Source organism: Embleya sp. NPDC056575, assembly GCF_042793325.1.
Classification (GTDB): domain Bacteria; phylum Actinomycetota; class Actinomycetes; order Streptomycetales; family Streptomycetaceae; genus Embleya.
This window is the reverse complement of record NZ_JBHTVA010000018.1, coordinates 91,287-113,479: the sequence shown is the minus strand read 5'-3', so window position 1 is coordinate 113,479 and position 22,193 is coordinate 91,287. Positions and strand designations below refer to the sequence as shown.

The following is a 22,193-nucleotide window of genomic DNA, read 5'->3' as shown; positions in this document are numbered from 1 at the left end:
ACACCGATGGAGGCTTCGCCTAGTCCGGTCTATGGCGCCGCACTGCTAATGCGGTTTGGGTTCATCCCCATCCCGGGTTCAAATCCCGGAGCCTCCGCTCGACGAACAGCCCGTCTGGTCCCACCAGGCGGGCTGTTTCGCACCCACCGTCGTGACCTTTCCGTGATCGTGTGATGACCCCGGGTCACGACTCGGCCCACGATGTCCGATATAACGCTCATATCCGAAGACCTCGCGCGGCCTCGGGCACACCCGTCATTACAGCGAACACCGCCGCGACTTCCCCCCGACCGATCACACCCGCCATACCCCCCGTCCGCCGACATGCCCGAAAGGCCCAATTCAGCCGGCAGCGAACACAACCAAGCCACACCCGCGCGCCGCGCCACCCGTCCGCACGACCCAAGCCCCACCACTCGCCGACCCCCTCGCCCACCCTCACCCGCTCGGCTGCGGATCCCGCGCCAACCGAACCCCATTGCTCACGAAATGCCCTGTTCACACCACCACCGGACAATGGATTTCACCCCGAGCGGGGGACCATGTATTGTTGACCTCGGTCAAGCCGACCAAGCGCTCGTAGCTCAACGGATAGAGCATCTGACTACGGATCAGAAGGTTGCAGGTTCGAATCCTGCCGAGCGCACAGCAGATCAAAGGCCCTCTCCGGGAAATCGGAGAGGGCCTTTTTCGTGGCCGGTACAGCATCGAGACAACGGCCCCTGCCGGTGACGAACCGGACGACGGGGCTGTATCTGTCACCAGCAGGCGTAACCTGACGATGACTCACATCACAGGCAGGGTACCGCCCCCGCCGTACGTCACACCGCACCGCCCACGGGGGCGAACCCGCACGCACGGGCAGGGGACACAGTGGCTGACGACCACGCGCACGAGATCGGCCGGCGCATCCGCGACCGGAGAACCCGACAGGGCATGACCCGCGTTGCCGTTGCGGCGGCTTGCGGCAAAAGTGCCGAATGGCTCAAGTCGATCGAAATCGGGAAGCGCAGCACACCGTTGCCAATGCTGCTTCGTCTCGCCGAGGTACTGCACGTGGCGGATCTGACCGAGTTGGTCGGCCGACAGGTGCGCACCATGGATTACACCCGCCCCGGACACGAAACGCTCGACGAGGTGCGCCGCGCACTCATGGCGTACCCACTCGGCGCTGCCACCGAGGAGCCGCCGACGCTCGACCGGGTAAGAGCCCAACTCGACACGGCATGGCGGACTTGGCACACATCGACGCAGCAGCGGACCGAGATCGGCCGCGCCCTCCCGGGGCTCATGCACGAGGCCGAGCAAGCGGCCGAGACCTACGACGGAGACGAACGGCGGACCGCGCAGGCGCTGTTGTCCGAGGTCTACCACCTGGCGCAGGCGTACCTGGCATGGCAGGCCGAGCCGCGGTTGGTCTGGCTCGTCGCGGATCGATCGATGGCCGCGGCCCGCGCATCGGACGACCCACTCGCCCTTGCCGGTTCCGCCTTCTACCTCGCTCATCTCATCCGCGCGTGCGACCGGGGAGAGGATGCGCAGACCTTGGTGGTCCGTGCCCTCGAACTGTTGCGCCCACAACTCGACGATGCGGCGAATCGACTGTTGCCGATGTACGGGCACTTGTGGCTGTGTGCCGCACTGACCGCCGCACGAGAGCGCCAAGAGGGCGAAGCGCGCCGGTACTTCGACAAGGCCGCCGCGGTGGTGCCGCAGCTGCCGGACGGATACTCGCATCCATGGCACGGGTTCGGTCGCGCGATCGTAGACCTCTATGACGTCATGATCGACGTGGAACTCGGGCAGGCCGGTGAGGCGCAGCGCAAGGCCGACCGACTGGACCCGCTCTCGATCCCCAGCGTCGAACGGCGGGCCCGGCACTGGATCGAGCTGGCTCGGGGCGCCCATCACCGTGGCGACCAACTCGCGGCGGCAAGCCTGCTCGACCGGTCCTGGCGCACCAGTTCCGAGACACTCACCTACTCTCCCATCGGCCGGACGCTGGTCTCCGGCTTGGTCGACCACGGCGGGGCAACCGTGCGTGAGGACGCTCTTCGGCTGGCCACCCGAATCGGTCTGATCGCCGCGTAGCGAGGCGGGTACACGAAGCGACCGGGGGCAATCCGTCCCCGGTCGCCGCATTTCCGACGCGATGCTACACACACGGACATTGCTCGGGAAGGGGCTCGTTGTGAGCAAGCCATTCACGTCGTTCGGCCACATCGCGACATCGGCGCCCTCCGCGCCGGGGCCGGTGCTCATCACCGTGTCGCGGTCGCTTCCGGCCGTGGCGGAGGCGGCGGGGGCTGCGCGGCGGCTCGTGTGGGAGGTGGGGGACGGGATCGGGATCGAGGGTGAGCGGCGGGGCGATGTCGGGTTGATGGTCACCGAGTTGGTGAGCGAAGCGCTCTTCGCGGCCGAGGCGACGTCGTATGTTCTGGACGTCACGGGCGCCACGGCCGAGGGGCGGCCCGCGCTGGCCGTGGTGTTTCGTGAGGTCGGGGTCACCCACCTGCCCTGTCGGCGACTGGAGTCCGGGCGGGGCCTCGCCGTGGTCGCCTCGCTCGCCGACGGGTGGGCGCATCACGAGTGTGGGTGGTTCACGCCGCAGCGTGGGCCCACGTCGTGGTTCATCGTCGGCGACGTCTCCCCCGAGCGCGCCCGGCTGCTGGACGACCGTCGACTCCTCCACCTGCGCGGCCTGGAGAACACCCACCGCGTCACCCGCCACGACATCGGCGGCCCCCTGCGCCGCATCGACTGGGGCTGCGACTGGTGACGCGTCGGGCCCCACCCGCTGGGCCGACCGTCACGTGCCCGCTGCGACCTTTACCGTCAGGGACAGGATCGAGTCGAGGGACGGAGCGAAGGCCAAGGCGCGGATTTCGGCGACCAGAGCCCTGGCGTCGCGGTGCCGGCCGCCGAGGAGTTCACAGGTTTCCAGATCGAATTGGTAGTCCGTCACCTCGGCCGCCGGGTGCCGCTCGCAGACCCAACTGCCGCCGAGACCGCCCAGGCCGTCGAGTACCGCCTCCGGGCGCAGCCGTCGTGCCCGGCACAACTCGTCGATGCCGCCGGCCGGGCCGCTCGCGCCGGAGGCGGCCAGGCGGGCGGCGATCACCGCGTTGCCGGCCGCGACCCCTTCGGCCATCCCGACAGTGCCGCCCCGGCCGACCGGGCCCCCCGCGAACTCCCCCGCGATGCCCACCGCGTCCCGGATCCGGCGGCGGTCCAGCGTCATCAGCCGGGCCGCCGCCAACGCGGCGCCGAGCATCCCGATCGAGGGCGAGCCGTCCCGGTCGGCCAGCCGACACGCCATCTCGTGCCCGGCGACCACCGCCACCAACACCTCGTCGCCGCGCGCCTTGACCTCCTGGCCCACCGCGAGCGCCACCGGCAGCACCACGGCCATCGCACCGGCCGGGGTATCGGGCCCGGGTCCCGCCGCGCCGATCAGCATCCCGTTCGCGATCGCGGCGGCGGGCGCGGCGAGCCGGCCGGCGGCATGGCCGATCAGTTCCGCCTCGGGCGGGCCGCCGATGCCGACCGCGACGTGTACGGCCGGGTCGACGGCGCCCACCCGGGCCGCGCCGACCCCGCCCGCGATCGCCGTCAGGATCCGCCGACCCGTCGCCCGCCGTACCGTGACCGGTATATGACGCAACGTCAATTCTGTGGCCCAATCGGCGAATTCGCCCGATACCGCCATGGAATCCCTCCGCGTGCCTCGACTGCCCGACGACGTGGTGTGAAAGGACGGCGCAATGTCCCATTGTGACCGCCCCGGTGACGTCGCGTCAGCCCCCAATCACGTCGGGCACACGGCACTCCACAAACGCGCGGCACCCGGCACGCGGCGTAGGCGAACCCCGCCCGGGCCCCGACTCAGCGCACCACGCCCGCCGTCCGCGCCGCCGTCAGCCACTGCGGGAACTCGGAGAGGATGCGCTCGTACAACTCGACGTCGGAGATCCGGTCGATGTCGTCCACCTGGAAGAACCCGGCGTTGTCCACCAGCCGCCCCGGCATCGTGTCGATCCGTTCCAGAATCCCGTAGTCGGACCGGCCGAGACCGACGAACTGCCAGAAGATCGGCAGCCCGGCGGCGTCCGTCAACAACCGCTGGATCTGCTTGCTCCGGTTGACCCCGCCGTCCGAGAAGAACAGCACCAGCACCGGCGCGCCCGGCTCGCGCCGGTAGCGCGCGATGATGTCCTCGATCACCGCCGGCTCGTTGTTGCCGCCGTACACCCCGGCCAGCAGGTCCGGCGAACGTTGTGACCCGTCCGGCAGCGGCGGCGACTGCGGGCGGCGGCCACCGCCGTCGATGTAGACGTTGTCCGCGATCCAGCGCGGCAGTTCCGGGATCCGCACCGGGTCGAGCGGCGCGAACTCGTCGGCGAAGATCCACGCGTCCAACTCGCCGTCGTCGTCGAGCCGAGCCGCGATCGGTGCCATGCGCTCCACCAGGCGCCCCACCGCGCCCCCGGCGTACTGCGCGCGCATCGAGCCGGAGCGGTCGAGCACGATCGCCACCCGGGCCCGCACCCCGTGCAGGCCCTTCTTCTCCAGGCAGATCCGCACCGCCTCCTTGCGCAGCGAGATCCGCGCGCCCACCTCCGGCGGCAGCCCGACCAGTTGCGGGTCCTCCGACGGCGCCGGCAGCCGCATGGTCGGCTCGTCGCTGTACGGTGGCGGCGCCCATCCGGGCGTGACACCCAACGGCGGACCGCCCACGGGCACCACCGGCAGCGTCCCGACGGGCACCGCGGCCTCGACCGGTACCCCGGCGGCCTCCGCGGCCTCGTCCTCCTCGCCCACGTCCACGCCGTAGTCGCTCGCGAGCCCGGCCAGCCCGCTGTCGTACCCCTGCCCAATCGCGCGCAGCTTCCACGCGCCCTGCCGCCGGTACAACTCGCCAAGCACCATCACCGTCTCGGCCCCGCCCGCCCGCACCTCGAAGGTCGCCGCGACCGCGCCCGCGGCGTCCAGCGCCACCAGCGACATCCCGCCCACTCCGGCGAACGTGCCCTCATGCACCGAGGCGGCCAGCACCACCCGCTCCACATCGGCGGGCAGCGCGCCGGGATCGACCCGAACACTCTCGCCCTCGGCGTTCGAACCGATGTGGCGCACCGCGCCGTCCGCGCCGGTCGGCTGGTTGTAGAACACGAAGTCCGCGTCCGTACGCACCTTGCCGTGCGATCCGAGCAGCAGCGCCGAGGCGTCCACACTCGGCGCGTCCGCCGCACGGCGGATCACCAGGGTCAACGGACCCGCGGGAACCGGGATGTTCGCCCCGGCGATCAGAGTCGTCATGGTCGCCAGTGTGGCCCGAACGGGCGGCCTCCCGCAGAGGTGTGCGCATCGCCCGGACGGTGGACGTGATCGGCATCACGAGTGATCGACCGGCACATCGTGAATGATTTTCCCCATCGGGTGGGAACCAAGCGGTTATGGGCAACAACGGTCATCATCCGGGCGGCCATCGCGCGGACCCCGGCGAGTGGAGCGACGCCGAGCACGAGCGTGCCCGACTGCTGGTCGAGCGCGCGGCCTCGATCGCCCGCCGCCTGGAGTCGCTGTGCGCCGCCGAGGCGGCCGCGACGCAGCGCGGCCCGGGCCGCACCTGACGGTGCCGGCCGGGCCGACTGTCGGACCGCCGGGGCCCGTTCGAGGCGGGCCCGGGGCCTCGCGACGTTCCGTCCCCTCCACGGCACGCCGTAGTGCTGCCGGTGCCGTGGTGACCGAACCGGAAACACGTCCCTCTACGACGGCCGCGGGCGGCCGTCCTCCCACAACGACCGGAGGCGACCGCATCTCCCGGTGTACACACAGGAGATGCGGCCGCCCCCGACCGTCTTCGCGCTCTTCACTCGACCGCCGTGCACCGCGTCGCGACCGACACACGGCGTACGCCGAACCGCTCGGGACCCACGGCCCCGGGTGGTTCTAGCGCAGGACCAGCTTCTGGCCCGGGAGGATCAGGTCGGGGTTGGTGCCGACCACGCCCTGGTTCTTCGCGTACAGCGACTGCCAGCCACCGCTCACGTTGTTCGCCGCGGCGATCGCGCTGAGGGTGTCACCGCTCTTGACGACGTAGGTGCCCTCGGTCGCCGTGGTGTTGGTCTCGACCTTGGCGGTCGTCGGCTCCGACTTGGTGACCGGAGCGGACTTCTTCGGCGTCTCGCTCTGCGGCGCGACGGCCTTCTTCGGCGTGGTCTTCGAAGTCGTGCTCTTCGGAGTCGACGCCTTCGAGGAGCTGCCCGAGTCGGACGGGCTGCCGCCGCCGCGGGTCAGACCGGCCTTCTTCGAGCACACCGGCCAGGCGCCCGGGCCCTGGGACTTGAGCACGTTCTCGGCGACCCGGATCTGCTCGGCCTTCGAGGCGCCCTGCGGGCTGCCCGTACCGCCGTTGGCACGCCACGTGCTCTGCGTGAACTGCAGGCCGCCGTAGTAGCCGTTGCCGGTGTTGATGGACCAGTTGCCACCGCTCTCGCACTCGGCGACCTTGTCCCACGTGGACGTCGTGGCAGCGCCGGCCGAGGTCGCGGTCGCGAGCCCGACGAGCGGGGTGGCGGCGACGACGCCGACGATGGTCGCGGTGCGCAGGCGGCGCTGGGTACGGCCCATGCCGCGGTGCGTGTTGGTGCGACCGAAAGCGTTGCGGAGAGACATACATTCCTCTCGGAATTCCCCTGGGGCGGATGGACCGGCGCGATCCTTGCGGATCACCCCCGCCCGGAACCGAACGTTCACGCCGGAGACGTGATGTCCGATGCCGCAACCCCGCGGCCCTCCCAGACCGCGAGTTCCGCCATGCCGTGCCGGCGGGAACCCAGGAGGTGCGATTTGCACATCGCCAGGACCATAAACAGGTGATCCGGCCCTTATCAACCCGCTCTTGCATTTACGCAGGTCAGGATAGGTACCGGAAATGCCGAGAGCAGCGCTCGGGAGCCTGTTCCGGGCCGGATTCGCGTTTACCGCGCCGCAAACCTGGGAACCTTTTGCCCGTTTTGACCACCAGCTCTACACGCTGCGCGTTCACTTCGTGACACAGTGTCGCATTATCACCGGGTGCGATCGAACGATCACACGCCCGAGCGGCCTGGAACCGGCATTTCAACGGAGCCTTAAACACCTTTATGTCCGACTTACACGTGTGGAGTGAGCGGCATCACAAATCCGACCGTGGCAGTCGGTGGGCACAGCGGGTATAACCGGCCGCCAGTCGACCCGGACACCCTTTCCAACCTGGGCATATGTACGCTGCGAGAGCGTTCCGCCACCGGCCGGAAAAGTATGCCGAATGCGATCCAGGCCACATCGAAAGTTGTGACCCGCGCCACTTTCACCCGTACGAGGGGCTATTTGCGCCCCTTTCGAAGGACGCCGGCACGGAAGACATCCTTCCGGAAGCCGGCGCCACGGGAAAGGGCCGTTGTTATCACGATCCGGGCCGTCGGGAAAGCGGATTCCCTCGCGTCGAAAGTCGCGCCGGGCGCGCCCCTATATATAGAGGTGCGCCACTCGTGCTCCACCGTGCTCCGCCGTGCTCCACGGGGATCCGGCGCGCCCCGGCGCGGAAGGGTCACCACCGGCGCCGCGGCCGTCGCGATGCGGGCCGTCGGCGACGAAACCGGAGCCATGATCCCGAAGCCGATCGAGGGAGTCCCATGCGACCCCGGTGTCACGGCGCGATGAAATGATCGCCTGCCGAGGGCACTTCCGGGTTCCGGACCCGGACAGAGCGCCCCCGACCCGTCGCGGGCTCACCCACCCCCTCGAACCCCACCCCCGGCGCCCCGAGCGGCACCCCCACCGGCAGCCAACCGCCGAACGGCGCGCCCCTCCCCGAAACCGGCGGCGCCCCGAACACGTCCACCTTCAACGGCGCGGGCGGCTCCCCGGGAGGCGGAGCCGGAGGCGGCAGCGCCGGCACCGGCACCGGCACCAAGCCCACCACCCCCGCCGCGCCCCCGGCCCAATCCGCTCCCCAGGGCTGCGGCGGCGCGAACTGGGGCGCCATCACCAGCGTCGCCGACGGCCTGCAGATCGGCCTCGCCGCCGACGGCCCCACCGCCGGCAAGGAGGTGATCATGGGCGGCCACACCCGATACGGCTGGGTGCACTCGACCTCGATCTGGGACTCCTTCAACCCCTGCAGCCTGAGCGGCCCGGCCCTCGGCGAGCCGTACGGGAACGTCGACCGCGCCGAACTCGCCGTCGGCTTCGGCTACTCCACCAACTGGCGCCTGGTCCCCGCCCCCACCTCGGGCGCGGTCTACATCAAGGACTTCGGCGGCCGGACCTGCCTCACCAACAACGGCAACGGCAAGCCGCTGTCGGTGGTCACCTGCACCCCCGGCAGCCCTTCCCAACAGTGGCGAGTCCCCTGAGGTGTGTCTTCAAGGCGTCGTGCGCCGGGACGCGCACGCGAAACGCCGAACAGCGGCCACGACCAAGTGCGGGACGGGCGACGATCTCCCCCTCCCTTCCACTCTCTGCCAACCGTCCGGTGAAAACAAGGCTGCAATTTTTGCCATCAAACCCGGACACTCGTCACCGGGCGGAGCCCTGCTCCGCCTTCCGACGGGAGGACGCTCATGTCAGAAATTTGGGATCCGCATGGCAGCCTGCAGCGCACGCTGTGGATCGGCGGCGCACAGTGGTCCGGCAAGACCACGGTGGCACAAGCCATCGCCGAGGGGCATGGCCTGACGGTGTATCACTACGACTACCACGACGCCCGCGGCCACCAGGATCGCCGGATCGCGCGCCGAGTCGCCCTGGGCGAGCCCGTGGGAAATCCGACCCCCGACCACGTCTGGGTGGAACAGAGCCCGGAGAAGATGGCCTCCGAAACGCTGGCCGGCTTCCCGGTCCGCTTCGAGTGGGCGTTGGACGACCTACGCGCACTGTTCACCGGCCGACCGGCGATCGCCGAGGGATGGGGACTGCGACCGGAGCTCGTCGCGCCGCTGCTCGACTCACTCCGACGAATGGTCGTCCTCGTCCCCACCGAAGACTTCCGCCGCCACCAACTCCGCGCCCTTCCACGCGCGGGAACCCTCAGCGCCCCTGTCACCGACCAGGCCCGCGCCCAAGCCAACCGCGTAGCTCGCGACCGGCTGATCGCCGAGGACGCGGTACGGAACGCCCGCCGCCTCGGCATCCGCGTCATCGAAATCGATGGCACGCTCGACGCGACGGCGGTGGCGGCAGAGGTGGCCGACCACTTCGCCCCCTACCTCGGTGCGGCGACCGCGGCGCGCGCCCATGAGAAAACCGCCGGGCACACCTCGGGCACACCGTAGGTCCCGAGACACGCGCCGGCGGTCTCTCATCTCCGCATTACCGCGGTTCAGCGGAGGACGTGGGATTCGAACCCACGAACAGGGTCACCCCTGTTAGCAGTTTTCAAGACTGCCGCCATCGGCCACTAGGCGAGTCCTCCAGTGCCGCGACCCCGGTCGGGTGCGGGCGGCATCAGTCTCTCATGAGCGATGCGTGGGATCACTGGGGATTCCGGGCCGACACGTTCGCAGGGGCGGCGGGTCAGTTGTCGCCTACGCGTTGGCCCAGGGTGACCTCGGTGGTGGCCTCCTTGCCGTCGCGCTGGTAGGTGACCTTGACCTTGTCGCCCGGGCGGTGGCTCCAGATCTCGCTGAACAGGTCCTCGTAGGAGCCGATCGCGCGGTTGTTGAGCTTGGTGATCACGTCGCCGGCCTTCAGGCCCGCCTTGGCGGCGGGGCCGTTGGCGGTGACCGGGTCCTGGCCGTTGGGGCTCTGGGCGACGATCTGCGCGCCGGTGCCGGTGTAGCGCGAGTCGGGCAGGATGCCCATCTGCGCGTAGACCGGCTTGTTGCCCTGGATCAGGGTGTCGGCGACCCACCGGGCCTGGTTGACCGGGATGGCGAAGCCGAGGCCGATGCTGCCGGACTCCTGCTGCTGGCCGAACGGGGACTGGCCGCCGCCACCGGTGGAGCGGATCGCCGAGTTGATCCCGATCACCTCGCCGGCCGCGTTCAGCAGCGGGCCGCCGGAGTTGCCGGGGTTGATCGCCGCGTCGGTCTGGATCGCGTTCATGTAGGAGACCTTCTGCTGGTCCCCGGAGGCCACCGGGCGGTCCTTGGCGCTCACGATGCCCGTGGTCACCGTGTTGGACAGGGTGAACGGCGCGCCGATCGCGATCACCGGGTCGCCGACCGCGACCTTGTCGTTGTCGCCGAGCGGCAGCGGCTGCACGCTCGCCGGCATGTCGTCGACCTTGATCACGGCGAGGTCGTAGCCCTCGGCCCGGCCGACGATCTTGGCCGGCTTGGTGGTGCCGTCGGAGAAGGTCACCGACAGCTCGCCCCCGGCGGCGGCCAGCGACACCACGTGGTTGTTGGTGAGGATGTGGCCCTGCTTGTCGTAGACGAAGCCGGCCCCGGTGCCGGTCTCGGTGCCCTGCCCGGACACCTTGCCCTTGGTCTTGATCGTCACCGTGCTGGGGACCGCCTGCTTGGCGATGCCCGCCACGCTCGTGGGCGAGCGGTTCAGCGAAGCCGGGTCCACCGGCGACGAGGACGGGCTGACGCCGGCCGAGGACGGCTTGTCGTCGCGGTCCACGATCCACGCGCCCACGCCGCCGCCGACCCCGCCGGCGAGCAGCGCGGCCACCACGGCCGCGACCAGGATCCCCGAGGGACGGCGCTTCGGCTTGGGCGGCGCACCGAAGCCCGGGTAGCCCGGGTAGCCGGGATAGGCACCGCCCGTCCCGAACGGCGGAGCCCCCGCACCTCCCGCACCCGCCCCGGCCGCGAACGCCGCCGGCACCTCGGCGCCCGGCTCACCCGTCGGCGGCAACTGCGCGGTCGGCGGCCCCACCGGCGTCGGCGGCACCGCCTCACCCTGCGGCTGCCCCACGGTGGGCGCCTGCATCGGCTTGGCCGGCGCCTCGGCCCGGAACTCCGGCTCCGCCGACACGTCGGACCGCCCCTCCGGGTGAGCCGGCTGCGGTGTGGCGGGAGACGATCCGTGGGCCTCCCCCGGCACCGGTGAACCGACTTCGCCGGTCACGTCGCGATCGTCACTCACGGTCTTCCTCCCACACACTTCGGAATAGTTGTTGGTCACAGACTCCCCGACACGCTGTCTGAACACCGTAAGCGCCGGCGCCCCGGGCCGCCCACGCCCCTTATCCCGGGGTTATCCACGCAGGTCGGACCGCCCGTACCGGAACGGAAACGGCGCGGAAACCGGCGGAAATTCCATCGCCCGCGGCGCGGCGGAGAGCGATCCCGGGCCCCGGGGGAGCCGATCCGCGACCCGCGCCACCGCCCGACATCCCGGCGTCACCCCACGCTCACCTCGGGATGGCACGATTGTGGCGTGTCCACCACCGGAGCGCGCCCACTGCGCGCCAACGTGCAGGTCGTCGCCCACCGAGGCGCCTCCGACACCGTCCCCGAGCACACGCTCGCGGCCTATCTCCAGGCCATCGAGGACGGCGCCGACGCACTCGAATGCGACGTCCGACTGACCGCCGACGGCCACCTGGTCTGCGTCCACGACCGCAAGGTCGACCGCACCTCCAACGGCCGCGGCATCGTCTCGACGCTGGAGCTCGCGGAGTTGTCCGCGCTCGACTTCGGCTCCTGGAAGGAATCCGGCCGGGAATCGGGCGTCGACCGCGAGCACCCGGACGAGCCGGAGGCGCCCGACTGGGACCGCACCTCCGTCCTCACCCTGGAACGCCTGCTCGAACTCGTGGTCGACGCGCCGCGCACGGTGCGCCTGGCGATCGAGACCAAACACCCCACCCGGTACGCGGGCCTGGTCGAGCGCCGCCTGGTCGACCTGTTGGAGCGCTTCGGCCTGGCCGAGCCGGCCGACGAGGACCCGTCGCTGATCCGGGTGATGAGCTTTTCCCAGTTGTCCCTGCGCCGGATGCGGCTGATGGCGCCCTCGCTGCCCACCGTGTTCCTGATGGAGCACGTCCCGCTGCTCTTCCGCGACGGCACGCTGCCCCGCGAGGTGCGGATCGCCGGCCCCAGCATCGACATCGTCCGGGCCCACCCGCGCTACGTGGCCCGCCTGCACCGGGCCGGGCACCGGGTGCACGTGTGGACCGTGGACACCCCCGAGGACGTCGAGCTGTGCCTGCGACTCGGCGTGGATGCCATCATCACGAATCGGCCACGACAGGTCCTGGCCCAGGTGTCCGGTTAGACCCCATTGGGGGGCGCACGTCGGCAGCCTTTCGCGCCGTTATATCCGACTTGGCGGGATCGCATACCCCTATACGCCCCTGGGTGAGTCGGAGCGCGTGGCGCGCCGCCGTTTCCCGTCCGCCGGCATCGGGCATCTCAAGCCCGACGCGCGAGACATGTGCGCGAGGCAGGCGTGTGCACGAAGGAGGCCGGGGGTGGCAATGGTCGTGGCCCGTGGGGTGCCCGATTCCGCGGCGGTGTTGGTACCGCACGCTCCGGTCGGAGTGTCCGCGGCTCGGCACCGTCTCGCCACCGACCTCGACGACCGCGGCATCGCCCGGGGCGTCGTGGACGACGCGGTGCTGATCCTCTCCGAATTGTTGAGCAACGCGCTGCGGCACGCCCGCGCGCTGCCCTCCGGCAACGTCCGCGCCGCGTGGTGGGTGCGCCCCGACGGCCTCCTCGCCATCGAGGTCACCGACGGCGGCAGCTCGACCCGGCCGCGCCAGGCCAGTCCGTCCCTGAGCGCGCACGGCGGCCGAGGATTGTCGATCATCGGCACTCTCGCCGCCGACTGGGGCGTGCGCGGAGCCCCCGACGAGGTCACCGTGTGGGCGCTGGTCCCGATCGAGTCGAGCGCCGCCGACCGCCTGTGGGACGAATTCGACCTGGACGCGGTGGACCCCCTCGACTGACCCCCTCGACCGACCCGCCCGACCGACCCCCGCCCGACCGACTCGTCCGCCCCGGCCCCGCCCGTCCCGCCGGCCCCATGCCCCTCGGCCGCGCGTTCGAGCGTCACCCCATGCCCGCGGAACTCAGTACCCTCGGATCCGGTGAGTCGTCGACCACCATCCCCCCGACACCGAGGCGGAGAGACCGCAGCATGGGCAAGAAGGCCGCGCTGAAGGGCCACACCGGCAACAAGACCCAGACCGCAGCCGCCACGGGATCCGTCCCGGCCGTCGGCGGTCGCGAACCCTGCCCGTGCAATTCGGGCCGCCGGTACAAGGCGTGTCACGGGCGCGAGGCGGCCTCCGCCGCCGAGACGCTCGTCCTGCGTCCCTTCCAGGGACTGCCGAACGAGTGCGACTGGATCGCGCTGCGCGAGCTGGTCCCGGCCGCGACCGCACAGCTCAAGCTCACCGGCGAGCACGCCGAGCAGACCGTCACGCTCGCGACCGTGCTGCCGATGGCCTGGCCCGCGCTGCGTCGCGCCGACGGCACCATCCTGGTCGGGCTGCAGACGCACACCAGTTCGGGCGACGTCTCCCGGGACCTGGCGCACGCGCTGGAGCGCGCGCTCGCGCAGGAGGACGGTACGTCGGTGGCCCCCGGCCCGCTGCCCGAGTCGGGCGACCGCCTCCAGGACCTGCTCGACCTGTCCCACCCGCTGGAGATCACCGTCCACCAGGGCTTCGACTTCTGGGTGGACGACCCCACCGCGATGAACGCCGAGGTGAGCGCGTCGCTGGAGCGGGCGAACGCCGCGGCGATGCCGACCGTACGGCTGACCTCGGTCGACGCCGCGTACTGGTGCGGCACCACCGAGAAGAACCACCTGCGCTGGGTGATGCCGCACGCGGAGGAGGAACTGCTCGACGCGATCGCCCGGCTGCACGCGGCCGGCGAGTCGAGCCTGGGCGAGGGCACCCGCTTCGTCGGCTCGTTCCGCGCGCACGGGCTGCTCGTCCCGGTGTGGGACCTGCCGACCTCGATGTCCGCCGAGGACGTGGAGAAGCCGGCCCGCGAGTTCGGCGAGCGTCTGGCCGCGGCGATGGCCGACACCAGCCCGCTGACGCCGCGTCAGCGCAGCGCCCGCAACGGTCTGCTGAACCGCCAGATCACCCTGAACTGAACCGAGGCAAAATCCGTACGCGAGCACCCGGATCGACCCCGATCCGGGTGCTCGGGCACATCCGCGCCCGCCACGCCGAACACGGCGCGGTCCGCCCGGACGTCGGCCTAGCCGGATTCCGCGACTCGGGGCACCAGCGACGGCGTGCCCACGACCGTGCCCCTCCCCCCGGCCTCCTCGCCCTTCGCCCCGATGGCCTCCGCCTTCGTCCCGGACGACGACCCGCCGTCCTCCGACCGTGCCTCCACGGCCGCCGCCGGCAGCTCGACCACGACCGTCAGGCCCGCCCCCGGCGCGGTCTCGATCCGCACCTCGCCCCGGTTGGCGGCCACGCCCGCCCACACGATGGCCATGCCGAGACCACTGCCCGTGGCCGCCCCGGCGCCGCCCGCCGTACCGTTCGCGCCGTGCTCCCGCGCGGCCCGGAAGAAGCGGTCGAAGATGCGCTCGGCGTCCTGCGGCCGCATCCCCGGCCCCTCGTCGCGCACCCGCAACACGACCCGCCGCTCCCCGTCGTCGCCCTCGCCCTCGGACACCGACACGTGCACGGCCGCGGACACCGGCGTATGCGTCCGCACGTTGGCCAGCAGATTGCCGACGATCTGGCGCAGCGTCGTCTCGTCGGCCGACGCCACGCACGCCTCGGGTGTGTCCACGTGCACCGGCCGGTCCGGCTGCTGCGCGCTCAGGTCGGCGACCGCGTCGCGCACCACGCCCACCAGGTCGATCGGCCGCGACAACAACCGCGGACGCTGGTCCAGCCGGGCCAGCGCCAGCAGTTCGTCCACCAGCCGGGCCATGCGCTCGGCCTCGGCCGCCATCCGGCCCAGGGCCCGGGTGCGCTCCTCCTCCGACGCCAGCATGCCCTTCTCGTACAGCTGCAGGTAGCCGCGAATCGCCGCCAGCGGCGTACGCAGCTCGTGTGACGCGTCGGCCACGAACCGCTTGAGGTGCGACGCCGCGTGCTCGCGGATTTCGAACGCCGACTCGACCTGCTGCAACATCGCGTTCAACGCGGTCCGCAACTGCTCGACCTCGCTGAACGAACGTTTGCGCGTACCCACCCGCGCGGACAGGTCGGGCCGGTCCGGACCACCCTCGGCGATACCGGACGCGGTTTCGACCATGTCCTCCAGGGGTCGCAACCGCCACCGGGCACCGAAGTACATGAACGCGCCCAGCAGCACCAACAGGGCGCTTCCGGCCAACAGTTCGAAGTGGACCACCTTGTCCACCACACCGTCGACGTCCTCGGTCGTGCGGGCCAGCAAGATGTAGTGGCCGTCGCCGAGGCGGGCCGAGACGACCCGGTAGTGCTCACCCGCGAGCGAGATGGCACGCGGTTTGTCGTGCCACGCCGGGGCGCCCGGATCCCGGACCACCGCCGCCAGGGCCCGCTGCATGGCGTCGGGCATGCGGTCGCCGACCGGCAGGGCCACGCCCCGCTCGTCCACCAGCGCGAACGTCTTGCCGTCGAGACCGGCCGACATCAGCACCTCACGCAGACTCGCGGTCGAGGCGAGTACGGACAATTGCGCGGTGTTCAGGCCGGTGCGCTCGATGCCGGTCCGGCCCGCGGTCAGGTCCTCGTCGACCCGGGACTCCAGGTAGTGCCGAATGCCCATCATGCTGAACCAGATCAGCAGCGCCAGTCCGATCGCGAGCACCGCGATGCTGCTCAGCGCCAGGTGCGCCCGCATGGCGACGATGTGCGGACGCTGCCGGGCCCGGCGCAGGAACCCCCGCCCCCGCGAACCCGGCGGCACCATCTCGTTGCAGCTCTCCTTCCCGCGCCCGCCGCTCATGCCCCGCGGTCCGCCGTCCGGCGCAGCCCGTACCCCACGCCGCGCCGCGTGGTGATCAGCGGCGGCCCGTCCGGCACGAGCGGGTCGAGCTTGCGGCGCAGGTAGGAGATGTACGTCTCCACCACCGTCGACTCCACCACGTGCTCGTACCGCCACACCTCGCGCAGCAGTTGCTCCTTCGGCACGATCCGGTCGCCGTGCCGGATCAGGTGGCGGAGCAGCGCGAACTCGGTCGGGGTCAGCTCCACGCCGCGACCGCCCCGGCGCGCGGTGTACGTCGCCTCGTCCAACTCCAGGTCGCCGTGCCGCAGTACGGGCGGCGGCGGGGGCGGCGGCGTGCTCTCGTCCGGCGTCGGCCGGGTGCGCCGCAGCACCGCACGCGTGCGGGCGACCAGCTCGTCGACGTTGAACGGCTTGGTGATGTAGTCGTCGCCGCCGAGGGTGAGCCCCTTGACCACGTCGGCGGGCGAGTCCCGGGCGGTGAGGAACACGACCGCGATCTCCGGTCGTTCGGCGCGCAGCACGCGGCACACCTGGCGTCCGTCGCCGTCGGGGAGCGAGATGTCGAGGAGCACGACGTCGGGCCGCGCCGTCCGGGCCGCGGCCAGCGCCGCGTGTACACCGTCGGCCGTGACCACGTCGAACCCGTGGAACCGCAGGGTGATCGCCAGGACGTCGGCGATGCTCGGCTCGTCCTCGACGACCAGGACCGTGGCGCCCGCGCGCGGCTGACTGCTGCTCATGTGCCCAGTATCCGGGGGAAGTTTGCGGAACCCCATGGGACAGCTTGAGAGCTTCCTGTGAGTCGACCGTGCGCCCGCCGGGCGGCCCATCGCGCCGAACCAGTCTGGGCCCAGGACGCACGACCGGGCCGCGAGGCCCGCACGAGGAAGGAATCGACCATGGCCGCCTGGGCGCGATGGTGTCTCAAACATCGGTGGACGGTGCTGCTGCTGTGGACGGCCGCGCTGTTCGGCACGGTCGCGGCGAGCGCGGCCGCGGGCAGCGCGTACTCCAACGTGTTCAAGATCCCCGGGACCGAGTCCTCGACCGCGTACGAGCGCCTGCAAAAGGCCTTCCCCGACGCCTCCGGCGATGTGGACAACGTGGTGTGGCAGACCGAGCGGGGCAGCGTGCACGACGCCGCGGTCCGCGATCGCATGACCGCGCTGCTCGCCGACATCGCGCGGATGCCCGACGTCGGCCGGGTGGTCGGACCGTACGACGCGGAGGGCGCCGGCCAGGTCAGCAAGGACGGGCGGATCGCGTTCGCCCAGGTCACCTTCGTCAAGCAGCAGTTCGAGCTGGAGACCGGAAATCTCAAGGACCTGATCGACCGCGCCGAGGCGGCTCGGGCGCCCGGGCTGCGCGTCGAACTCGGCGGACCCGCGATCGAGGCCGCTCAGGAACCGCCGGCCGGACTCGCCGAGACGGTGGGCGTGGTCGCGGCGGGCGTCATCCTCTTTCTCGCCTTCGGATCCCTGTTCGCGATGCTGCTCCCGCTGATCAGCGGGGTGTTCGCGGTCGGTACCGGGATCGCGTCGGTGATCCTGCTCAGCCACGTCACCGACATCCCCGAGACCGCGACGCTGCTCGGCAGCCTGATCGGGCTCGGCGTGGGCATCGACTACGCCCTGTTCATCGTGACGCGGCACCGCAACGGCCTCAAGGCGGGGCTCACACCCGAGGAGGCGGCGGTGCGCGCGCTGGACACCTCCGGCCGGGCCGTGGTGTTCGCCGGCGGCACGGTGTGCGTCGCGCTGCTCGCGCTGTTCACCGTCGACATCACCCTGTTCGACGGCATCGCGATCAGCACCACGCTCGTCGTGGTGCTCACCGTGTTCGCCTCCTCCACCCTGCTGCCCGCGCTGCTCGGCCTGCTCGGCCCGCGTGTGCTCAGCCGCCGCGAACGCCGGCGGTTGGCCGACCTGTCCGCGGCCGGCGCCGCCCTGCCGAGTGAGGAGGTCGGGCGCACCACCGCGCGCTGGGCCCGGCTGGTGCAACGTCGCCCCCGCACCCTGGGTCTGGTCGCGCTGGTGGTCATGGGGCTGCTGGCGATCCCGGCCCTGTCGCTCCGGCTCGGTGCCAACGACCAGGGCAATCAGCCCACTTCCCAGACCGTGCGGCAGGCCTACGACATGCTCGCCGAGGGCTTCGGTCCGGGCTTCAACGGCCCGCTGCTGATGGTCGCCGAGCTGCACGGTCCGCAGGACCGGCAGGCGCTGGACACGCTGATCGCCGACGTCCGCCGCACCCCCGGCGTGGTGCGTGTGGTCGAGGCTCCGGTGCCCGCCGACGCCGGTGGCCTCGCCGCCGAGACCCGGGCCATCCAGGTCGTGCCGTCGACGTCGCCGCAGGCCGAGGCCACCGACAAGCTGATCGACACCCTGCGCGAGCGCACCGTGCCCACCGCCGCCGAGGGCAGCACGCTGAAGGTGCACATCGGCGGCGAGACGGCGTTGCAGAAGGACTTCGCCGCCGTGGTCGGCGACCGTATGCCGGGGTTCATCGCCCTGATCGTGGGGCTGGGCGCGCTGCTGATGCTGATCGCCTTCCGCAGCGTGCTGGTACCGCTGACCGGCGCGCTGATGAACCTGATCGCCGCGTGCGCGTCGTTCGGCCTGCTGGTCGCGATCTTCCAGTGGGGCTGGGGGATGGACCTGCTCGGGCTGGGCAAGGAGGGGCCGATCATCTCCTTCCTGCCGGTCATCATGCTGCCGCTGCTGTTCGGGTTGTCGATGGACTACCAGGTCTTCCTGGTCAGCCGTATGCACGAGGAGTGGCTGCACACCGGCGACAACGCCCGGGCGGTACGCGTGGGTCAGGCCGGCACCGGGCGGGTGATCAACTCGGCCGCGCTCATCATGATCTTCGTGTTCTCCTCGTTCGTGCTCAGCGGCGACCGCGGCGCGATGATGGCCGGGCTCGGCCTGGCGGGCGCGGTCGCGCTGGACGCGTTCATCCTGCGCATGCTGCTCGTCCCCGCCCTGATGCACCTCCTCGGCCGCGCCAACTGGTGGTTGCCCGGGTGGCTCGACCGGGTGTTGCCGCACGTGGCGGTGGACCCGCCCGAGCGGCCCGTCGGCGACCCGCCGGGCACCAAGGAGGACCCGCGCGAGGAGATGGTTCCGGCCGGTCGGTAGCGGACCGGATCCGGCCGGCGCGATCGCGGTCGGCACCGGTACGAAAATCGCCCGCACGCCCGGCAATCGGGCGTGCGGGCTCGGTCACGACCGGCCGACGAGGGCCCCGGATTGGAGATCCGCCGGCTTGTTGTTACCTTTGAAGCAGCTCGGTCGCTGATGCATCCCCCGTCTTCAGCGGCCGGGCCCTTCGATTTTCCGGGCCTTTTCCGCTTTCGCACGGCGCGCTTTCCGCATCGACCGACCGGAATTTCCTCCACCGTTCCACGGTGAATTCTCCGCATTCGTCGATCGCTGCCCCGGATGTATTCGGCGTGCCGCCGGACCGGCGTGTCGCGGTGCCGCGGGCTCAGCGCTGAGCGGTCGCCGACCCCGAACGAAGCAGCTTGTTCAGGCCGTCCTTGGAGGCCAACTCGGCCACCGCGGACCAGCCGTCGAGGCTCTTGGCGGTGCGCACGCGCGGGCTGTCGCAGCGGCCCTCGGTGTCCTTGGCCTCGACCGTGCAGGTCACCCGCAGCGTGGTGCCGCCGGGCTGGAGCACGCTCATCACCAGCAACAGCGGGTCGGGCGTGGGGTTTCGGTAGTAGACCCGGCCCCAGGCCTCCGAGCCGTCGCGCTCGACACAGGTCTGCGCGCGGACGCCCTTGGGACCGTCGATCGCCTTGCCGCACACGCTCTCCGTGCCGGCGGCCGGCGAAGTGGCCGCCGGGGTAGCGGACTTGGCACCGGGCTTGCCGCCGAGCAGTTCGAGCAGTCCGGCCGCGCCGGAACGGTCGCCCTCGGCGACACCGTTGCCGAAGTCGGCGGCCTTGTTCGCGCTCGGGCGGGTGCCCGGTCCCGAGTCGGCGGTGTGGCGGCCCTTGTCCGGGCCCACCGAGTCCGCGGAGGCGGCGGCGAGCGGGACGACGAGGCACAGGCCCACGACCGCGCCCAGGGCCACGGTGCGGACGTGACCGGTGCGTGGGCGCTGCATGGTGTCTCCTAGCGCGCGAAGCCCCCTTCCACATCCGGCCCGACGAGCGGGACTTCGGTGCGGAACGGGGCCGGAATGATCGGCGCGCCGAGCCTATCGCGCCGCCACGACGTGCAGCGATCACCACATGTTGCGGTTACGCCACAACGATCACTCCACCGCGTGACGGCGCGCCCTTTTCGCACCCGGGTTCGGGCTCCGCGGATCGGGCTGTACGGATCGGGCTGTACGGATCGGACCGGACGGATCAGGCTCTGGGCTCGGCGTGTTGGCAGGTGTCCACCAGCGTGCGGACCAGGTCCGCCACGGCGGGCAACCACGGCCCGCCCGCCGTCGGATCACCCGACGGCGCCGGTGGTCGGGCCCAGCGCAACTGGCCGCCCTGCACCCGCGACGGCGGCAACGCGAGATAGCCGCCGTCGCCGTGGAAGCGCAGGGTCGAGGGCACCATGCCGTACCGATCGAGCCCGTATCGGTCCAGCAGGTCGCCCAGTTCGCCCAACTCGTAGGGCTCGACCAGGAACGCGTAGCGGCCCGGCGCGGCGACGACCGGCCCGGTACGCACACCGAGCCGGGCGAGTTGGTCGAGCGAGCGGGCACCGGCTTCCGACGGCACACTCAACGCCGCCACCCGCCCACCCGTCGCCAGGATCACCGACGCGTCCGGTGACTGCTGCCACCACCAACGCGCCATACGTTCGTCACAGGTGGCCGCGAGCAGGGGAGGTTCACCCGGATGGGCGCCCGGCACGCGGCAATCGGTCGCACCACATCGACACACGCCCGACCAGCGGTCGTATCCGACGCCGGGAACCACGGGCCAGCGCCATCTCGCACACGTCAGTACGGCCGACATCAGTGCGGTGCGTTCCCTCCGTCGTCTTCCGAGGATCTCGCGCAGCATGCGCTCGTTCCTTTCCGTGAACGTGGAAGCACTATGCGTGATACTCAGGTACTCCGCAGCCGACCATGACGAGGCCGCGTGGCGGCACATGGCGCGAGGTGGCGCAGGGGTGGCGAATTACGGCGCCCGGTACGGGTGTTGCTCTCGCGAATCGGTCCCGAGGCGGGAGATGGGGGCTCCCGAGCGGACCGTTGTGCCATCCGTTGCTGCGGTTTGCGCTGCGGTTGGGTCGGTTGGTCTCAGCCTGCGCCGGCACCGCGTCCGAATCGACACCGCGCCTGTTCCAGCACTCCTCACCGAGGACGACGAACGGCCGGCCCTCGGAGGTTCCGCAGATGTCACGAGACCGCGATCACAGGATCTCCTGGAGCATACCCGCGATGTGGCTCCCTTCCGTTGTACCCCCATCCCCTCGGACCTTCACGCCGCCGCGCCGCGGCGTTGGGCAGTACGGGTGGAACCCGCGCCATCCGGATCAATGGCGAGCGACTCGTAGGATCACGCCATGGCGGAGCACACGACCGGCACACCGACCGGCGACACGGCCGTGGTGATCCCGGCATACGACGAGGCACGGCGAATCACGGCCACGGTCGACGCGGCACGCTCGATCACGGGCGTGGATCTCGTGGTGGTGGTGGACGACGGGTCCGCGGACGACACGGCCGGGCTCGCCCGGGCGGCCGGCGCGGTGATCGCCCGGCACGGCCGCAATCGCGGCAAGGCCGGAGCGATGGAGACCGGCGCCGCCGTGGTCGCCGCGATCGACCTGCGCGAGGGCCGGGAGCACCCGCGTCACCTGCTGTTCCTGGACGCGGACCTGGAGGGTACGGCCGCCGCCGCGGCGGCGCTGGTCGAGCCGGTGCGGGCCGGGCGGGCGGCGATGACCATCGCGGTGTTGCCGCCGCAGGCGCGGGCCGGCGGCGGGCACGGGTTCGTGGTGCGCGCCGCCCGCGACGGGATCGCCCGGGCCAGCGGGTTCGCCGCGACCCAGCCGCTGTCCGGGCAGCGCTGCCTGACCCGCGAGGCGTTCGAGGCGGCGCTGCCGCTCGCCGACGGGTTCGGCGTGGAGACGGGGCTGACCATCGACCTGGTCCGCAAGGGGTTCGCGGTCGAGGAGGTCGAGGTCGAGCTGCACCACCGGGTCACCGGCACCGACTTCGCCGCGCAGCGCCATCGCGCCCGGCAGTACGCGCACGTGGCCCGCGCACTGGCCGCGCGGGGCGCTGCCGGAGCGCTGCCCGGGGCGATCCGCGGGCGTGGCTGAACCGGTGACCGCACCGCGCACCCAGGCACGTCGGCCGTCGATG

General features: G+C 71.4%; 18 protein-coding genes and 3 tRNA genes. 12 read left to right on the top strand and 9 right to left on the bottom strand.

Going from position 1 to position 22,193, the window contains the following annotated elements; translation table 11 throughout:
- Positions 1 to 8: 8 nt before the first annotated feature.
- The 4 genes from ACFRCG_RS16840 to ACFRCG_RS16825 all read left to right on the top strand — a co-directional run bounded on the left by ACFRCG_RS16840 (position 9) and on the right by ACFRCG_RS16825 (position 2,779).
- A tRNA-Ser gene (locus ACFRCG_RS16840) sits at positions 9 to 97 on the top strand.
- Between the two features lie 476 nt (positions 98 to 573).
- A tRNA-Arg gene (locus ACFRCG_RS16835) sits at positions 574 to 646 on the top strand.
- A 227-nt stretch (positions 647 to 873) separates the two neighbouring features.
- Positions 874 to 2,091 (top strand): helix-turn-helix domain-containing protein, encoded by a 1,218-nt coding sequence (locus ACFRCG_RS16830; RefSeq protein ID WP_380032167.1) that lies wholly within the window; start codon positions 874 to 876, stop codon positions 2,089 to 2,091.
- A gap of 100 nt (positions 2,092 to 2,191) precedes the next feature.
- Entirely contained in the window at positions 2,192 to 2,779 is a 588-nt protein-coding gene (locus ACFRCG_RS16825; RefSeq protein ID WP_380032165.1) for a hypothetical protein, read from the top strand.
- Between the two features lie 30 nt (positions 2,780 to 2,809).
- Here the strand turns inward: ACFRCG_RS16825 and ACFRCG_RS16820 are convergent, their stop codons facing one another.
- Together ACFRCG_RS16820 and ACFRCG_RS16815 are read right to left on the bottom strand one after the other, a co-directional pair.
- On the bottom strand, positions 2,810 to 3,709 hold the full coding sequence (locus tag ACFRCG_RS16820; protein ID WP_380032164.1) for an MmgE/PrpD family protein: 900 nt from the start codon (positions 3,707 to 3,709) through the stop codon (positions 2,810 to 2,812).
- 176 nt (positions 3,710 to 3,885) lie between these two features.
- On the bottom strand, positions 3,886 to 5,319 hold the full coding sequence (locus ACFRCG_RS16815; protein WP_380032162.1) for a VWA domain-containing protein: 1,434 nt from the start codon (positions 5,317 to 5,319) through the stop codon (positions 3,886 to 3,888).
- Positions 5,320 to 5,456: 137 nt separating this feature from the next.
- On the opposite strand from ACFRCG_RS16815, the gene ACFRCG_RS16810 reads away from it, so the two are divergent.
- Complete coding sequence (locus ACFRCG_RS16810; protein WP_161500725.1) at positions 5,457 to 5,633, top strand: hypothetical protein; 177 nt, start codon at positions 5,457 to 5,459, stop codon at positions 5,631 to 5,633.
- Between the two features lie 319 nt (positions 5,634 to 5,952).
- Here ACFRCG_RS16810 and ACFRCG_RS16805 read toward each other — a convergent pair whose 3' ends face one another.
- A complete protein-coding gene (locus ACFRCG_RS16805) occupies positions 5,953 to 6,678 on the bottom strand; it encodes a transglycosylase family protein (protein ID WP_380032160.1) in 726 nt (241 codons plus the stop codon).
- Positions 6,679 to 8,102: 1,424 nt separating this feature from the next.
- Here ACFRCG_RS16805 and ACFRCG_RS16800 point away from each other — a divergent pair.
- Both ACFRCG_RS16800 and ACFRCG_RS16795 read left to right on the top strand, forming a co-directional pair.
- Positions 8,103 to 8,402 carry a hypothetical protein gene (locus ACFRCG_RS16800; protein WP_380032158.1) on the top strand — a complete coding sequence of 100 codons (300 nt, stop codon included), beginning with the start codon at positions 8,103 to 8,105 and terminating at the stop codon, positions 8,400 to 8,402.
- A gap of 207 nt (positions 8,403 to 8,609) precedes the next feature.
- Entirely contained in the window at positions 8,610 to 9,320 is a 711-nt protein-coding gene (locus tag ACFRCG_RS16795) for a hypothetical protein (RefSeq protein ID WP_380032156.1), read from the top strand.
- A gap of 51 nt (positions 9,321 to 9,371) precedes the next feature.
- On the opposite strand, the gene ACFRCG_RS16790 is transcribed toward ACFRCG_RS16795, so the two are convergent.
- A tRNA-Ser gene (locus tag ACFRCG_RS16790) sits at positions 9,372 to 9,460 on the bottom strand.
- A 101-nt stretch (positions 9,461 to 9,561) separates the two neighbouring features.
- Positions 9,562 to 11,085: a S1C family serine protease gene (locus ACFRCG_RS16785; RefSeq protein WP_380032154.1), complete on the bottom strand. Its 1,524-nt coding sequence runs from the start codon at positions 11,083 to 11,085 to the stop codon at positions 9,562 to 9,564.
- Positions 11,086 to 11,379: 294 nt separating this feature from the next.
- Between ACFRCG_RS16785 and ACFRCG_RS16780 the strand changes: the two genes are divergently transcribed.
- From ACFRCG_RS16780 to ACFRCG_RS16770, 3 genes are all read left to right on the top strand, one after another.
- Positions 11,380 to 12,219 carry a glycerophosphodiester phosphodiesterase gene (locus tag ACFRCG_RS16780; protein ID WP_380032152.1) on the top strand — a complete coding sequence of 280 codons (840 nt, stop codon included), beginning with the start codon at positions 11,380 to 11,382 and terminating at the stop codon, positions 12,217 to 12,219.
- A 202-nt stretch (positions 12,220 to 12,421) separates the two neighbouring features.
- Positions 12,422 to 12,895: an ATP-binding protein gene (locus ACFRCG_RS16775; RefSeq protein WP_380032246.1), complete on the top strand. Its 474-nt coding sequence runs from the start codon at positions 12,422 to 12,424 to the stop codon at positions 12,893 to 12,895.
- Between the two features lie 191 nt (positions 12,896 to 13,086).
- Positions 13,087 to 14,058: a DUF5926 family protein gene (locus tag ACFRCG_RS16770; RefSeq protein ID WP_380003225.1), complete on the top strand. Its 972-nt coding sequence runs from the start codon at positions 13,087 to 13,089 to the stop codon at positions 14,056 to 14,058.
- 107 nt (positions 14,059 to 14,165) lie between these two features.
- Here the strand turns inward: ACFRCG_RS16770 and ACFRCG_RS16765 are convergent, their stop codons facing one another.
- Both ACFRCG_RS16765 and ACFRCG_RS16760 read right to left on the bottom strand, forming a co-directional pair.
- A complete protein-coding gene (locus tag ACFRCG_RS16765) occupies positions 14,166 to 15,863 on the bottom strand; it encodes a sensor histidine kinase (protein ID WP_380032151.1) in 1,698 nt (565 codons plus the stop codon).
- Positions 15,860 to 16,606 (bottom strand): response regulator transcription factor, encoded by a 747-nt coding sequence (locus tag ACFRCG_RS16760; RefSeq protein ID WP_380032149.1) that lies wholly within the window; start codon positions 16,604 to 16,606, stop codon positions 15,860 to 15,862. The genes ACFRCG_RS16765 and ACFRCG_RS16760 overlap by 4 nt, the downstream gene beginning before the upstream one ends.
- 159 nt (positions 16,607 to 16,765) lie before the next feature.
- Here ACFRCG_RS16760 and ACFRCG_RS16755 point away from each other — a divergent pair, with 159 nt between their 5' ends.
- A complete protein-coding gene (locus ACFRCG_RS16755) occupies positions 16,766 to 19,006 on the top strand; it encodes an MMPL family transporter (protein WP_380032147.1) in 2,241 nt (746 codons plus the stop codon).
- A 349-nt stretch (positions 19,007 to 19,355) separates the two neighbouring features.
- On the opposite strand, the gene ACFRCG_RS16750 is transcribed toward ACFRCG_RS16755, so the two are convergent.
- Both ACFRCG_RS16750 and ACFRCG_RS16745 read right to left on the bottom strand, forming a co-directional pair.
- Complete coding sequence (locus ACFRCG_RS16750) at positions 19,356 to 19,979, bottom strand: hypothetical protein (protein ID WP_380032145.1); 624 nt, start codon at positions 19,977 to 19,979, stop codon at positions 19,356 to 19,358.
- 247 nt (positions 19,980 to 20,226) lie between these two features.
- Positions 20,227 to 20,835 (bottom strand): bifunctional DNA primase/polymerase, encoded by a 609-nt coding sequence (locus ACFRCG_RS16745; protein WP_380032244.1) that lies wholly within the window; start codon positions 20,833 to 20,835, stop codon positions 20,227 to 20,229.
- Positions 20,836 to 21,388: 553 nt separating this feature from the next.
- Between ACFRCG_RS16745 and ACFRCG_RS16740 the strand changes: the two genes are divergently transcribed.
- Positions 21,389 to 22,150 (top strand): glycosyltransferase family 2 protein, encoded by a 762-nt coding sequence (locus ACFRCG_RS16740; RefSeq protein ID WP_380032143.1) that lies wholly within the window; start codon positions 21,389 to 21,391, stop codon positions 22,148 to 22,150.
- The last annotated feature ends 43 nt before the right edge of the window (positions 22,151 to 22,193 follow it).

What these genes read in the sequence shown, in the direction of transcription:
- ACFRCG_RS16820 (WP_380032164.1), bottom strand. Translation starts at nt 3,709, where the DNA reads ATGGCGGTATCGGGCGAATTCGCCGATTGGGCCACAGAATTGACGTTG.
- ACFRCG_RS16815 (WP_380032162.1), bottom strand. Translation starts at nt 5,319, where the DNA reads ATGACGACTCTGATCGCCGGGGCGAACATCCCGGTTCCCGCGGGTCCG.
- ACFRCG_RS16810 (WP_161500725.1), top strand. Translation starts at nt 5,457, where the DNA reads ATGGGCAACAACGGTCATCATCCGGGCGGCCATCGCGCGGACCCCGGC.
- ACFRCG_RS16805 (WP_380032160.1), bottom strand. Translation starts at nt 6,678, where the DNA reads ATGTCTCTCCGCAACGCTTTCGGTCGCACCAACACGCACCGCGGCATG.
- ACFRCG_RS16800 (WP_380032158.1), top strand. Translation starts at nt 8,103, where the DNA reads ATGGGCGGCCACACCCGATACGGCTGGGTGCACTCGACCTCGATCTGG.
- ACFRCG_RS16795 (WP_380032156.1), top strand. Translation starts at nt 8,610, where the DNA reads ATGTCAGAAATTTGGGATCCGCATGGCAGCCTGCAGCGCACGCTGTGG.
- ACFRCG_RS16775 (WP_380032246.1), top strand. Translation starts at nt 12,422, where the DNA reads ATGGTCGTGGCCCGTGGGGTGCCCGATTCCGCGGCGGTGTTGGTACCG.
- ACFRCG_RS16770 (WP_380003225.1), top strand. Translation starts at nt 13,087, where the DNA reads ATGGGCAAGAAGGCCGCGCTGAAGGGCCACACCGGCAACAAGACCCAG.
- ACFRCG_RS16765 (WP_380032151.1), bottom strand. Translation starts at nt 15,863, where the DNA reads ATGAGCGGCGGGCGCGGGAAGGAGAGCTGCAACGAGATGGTGCCGCCG.
- ACFRCG_RS16760 (WP_380032149.1), bottom strand. Translation starts at nt 16,606, where the DNA reads ATGAGCAGCAGTCAGCCGCGCGCGGGCGCCACGGTCCTGGTCGTCGAG.
- ACFRCG_RS16755 (WP_380032147.1), top strand. Translation starts at nt 16,766, where the DNA reads ATGGCCGCCTGGGCGCGATGGTGTCTCAAACATCGGTGGACGGTGCTG.
- ACFRCG_RS16750 (WP_380032145.1), bottom strand. Translation starts at nt 19,979, where the DNA reads ATGCAGCGCCCACGCACCGGTCACGTCCGCACCGTGGCCCTGGGCGCG.
- ACFRCG_RS16745 (WP_380032244.1), bottom strand. Translation starts at nt 20,835, where the DNA reads ATGTCGGCCGTACTGACGTGTGCGAGATGGCGCTGGCCCGTGGTTCCC.
- ACFRCG_RS16740 (WP_380032143.1), top strand. Translation starts at nt 21,389, where the DNA reads ATGGCGGAGCACACGACCGGCACACCGACCGGCGACACGGCCGTGGTG.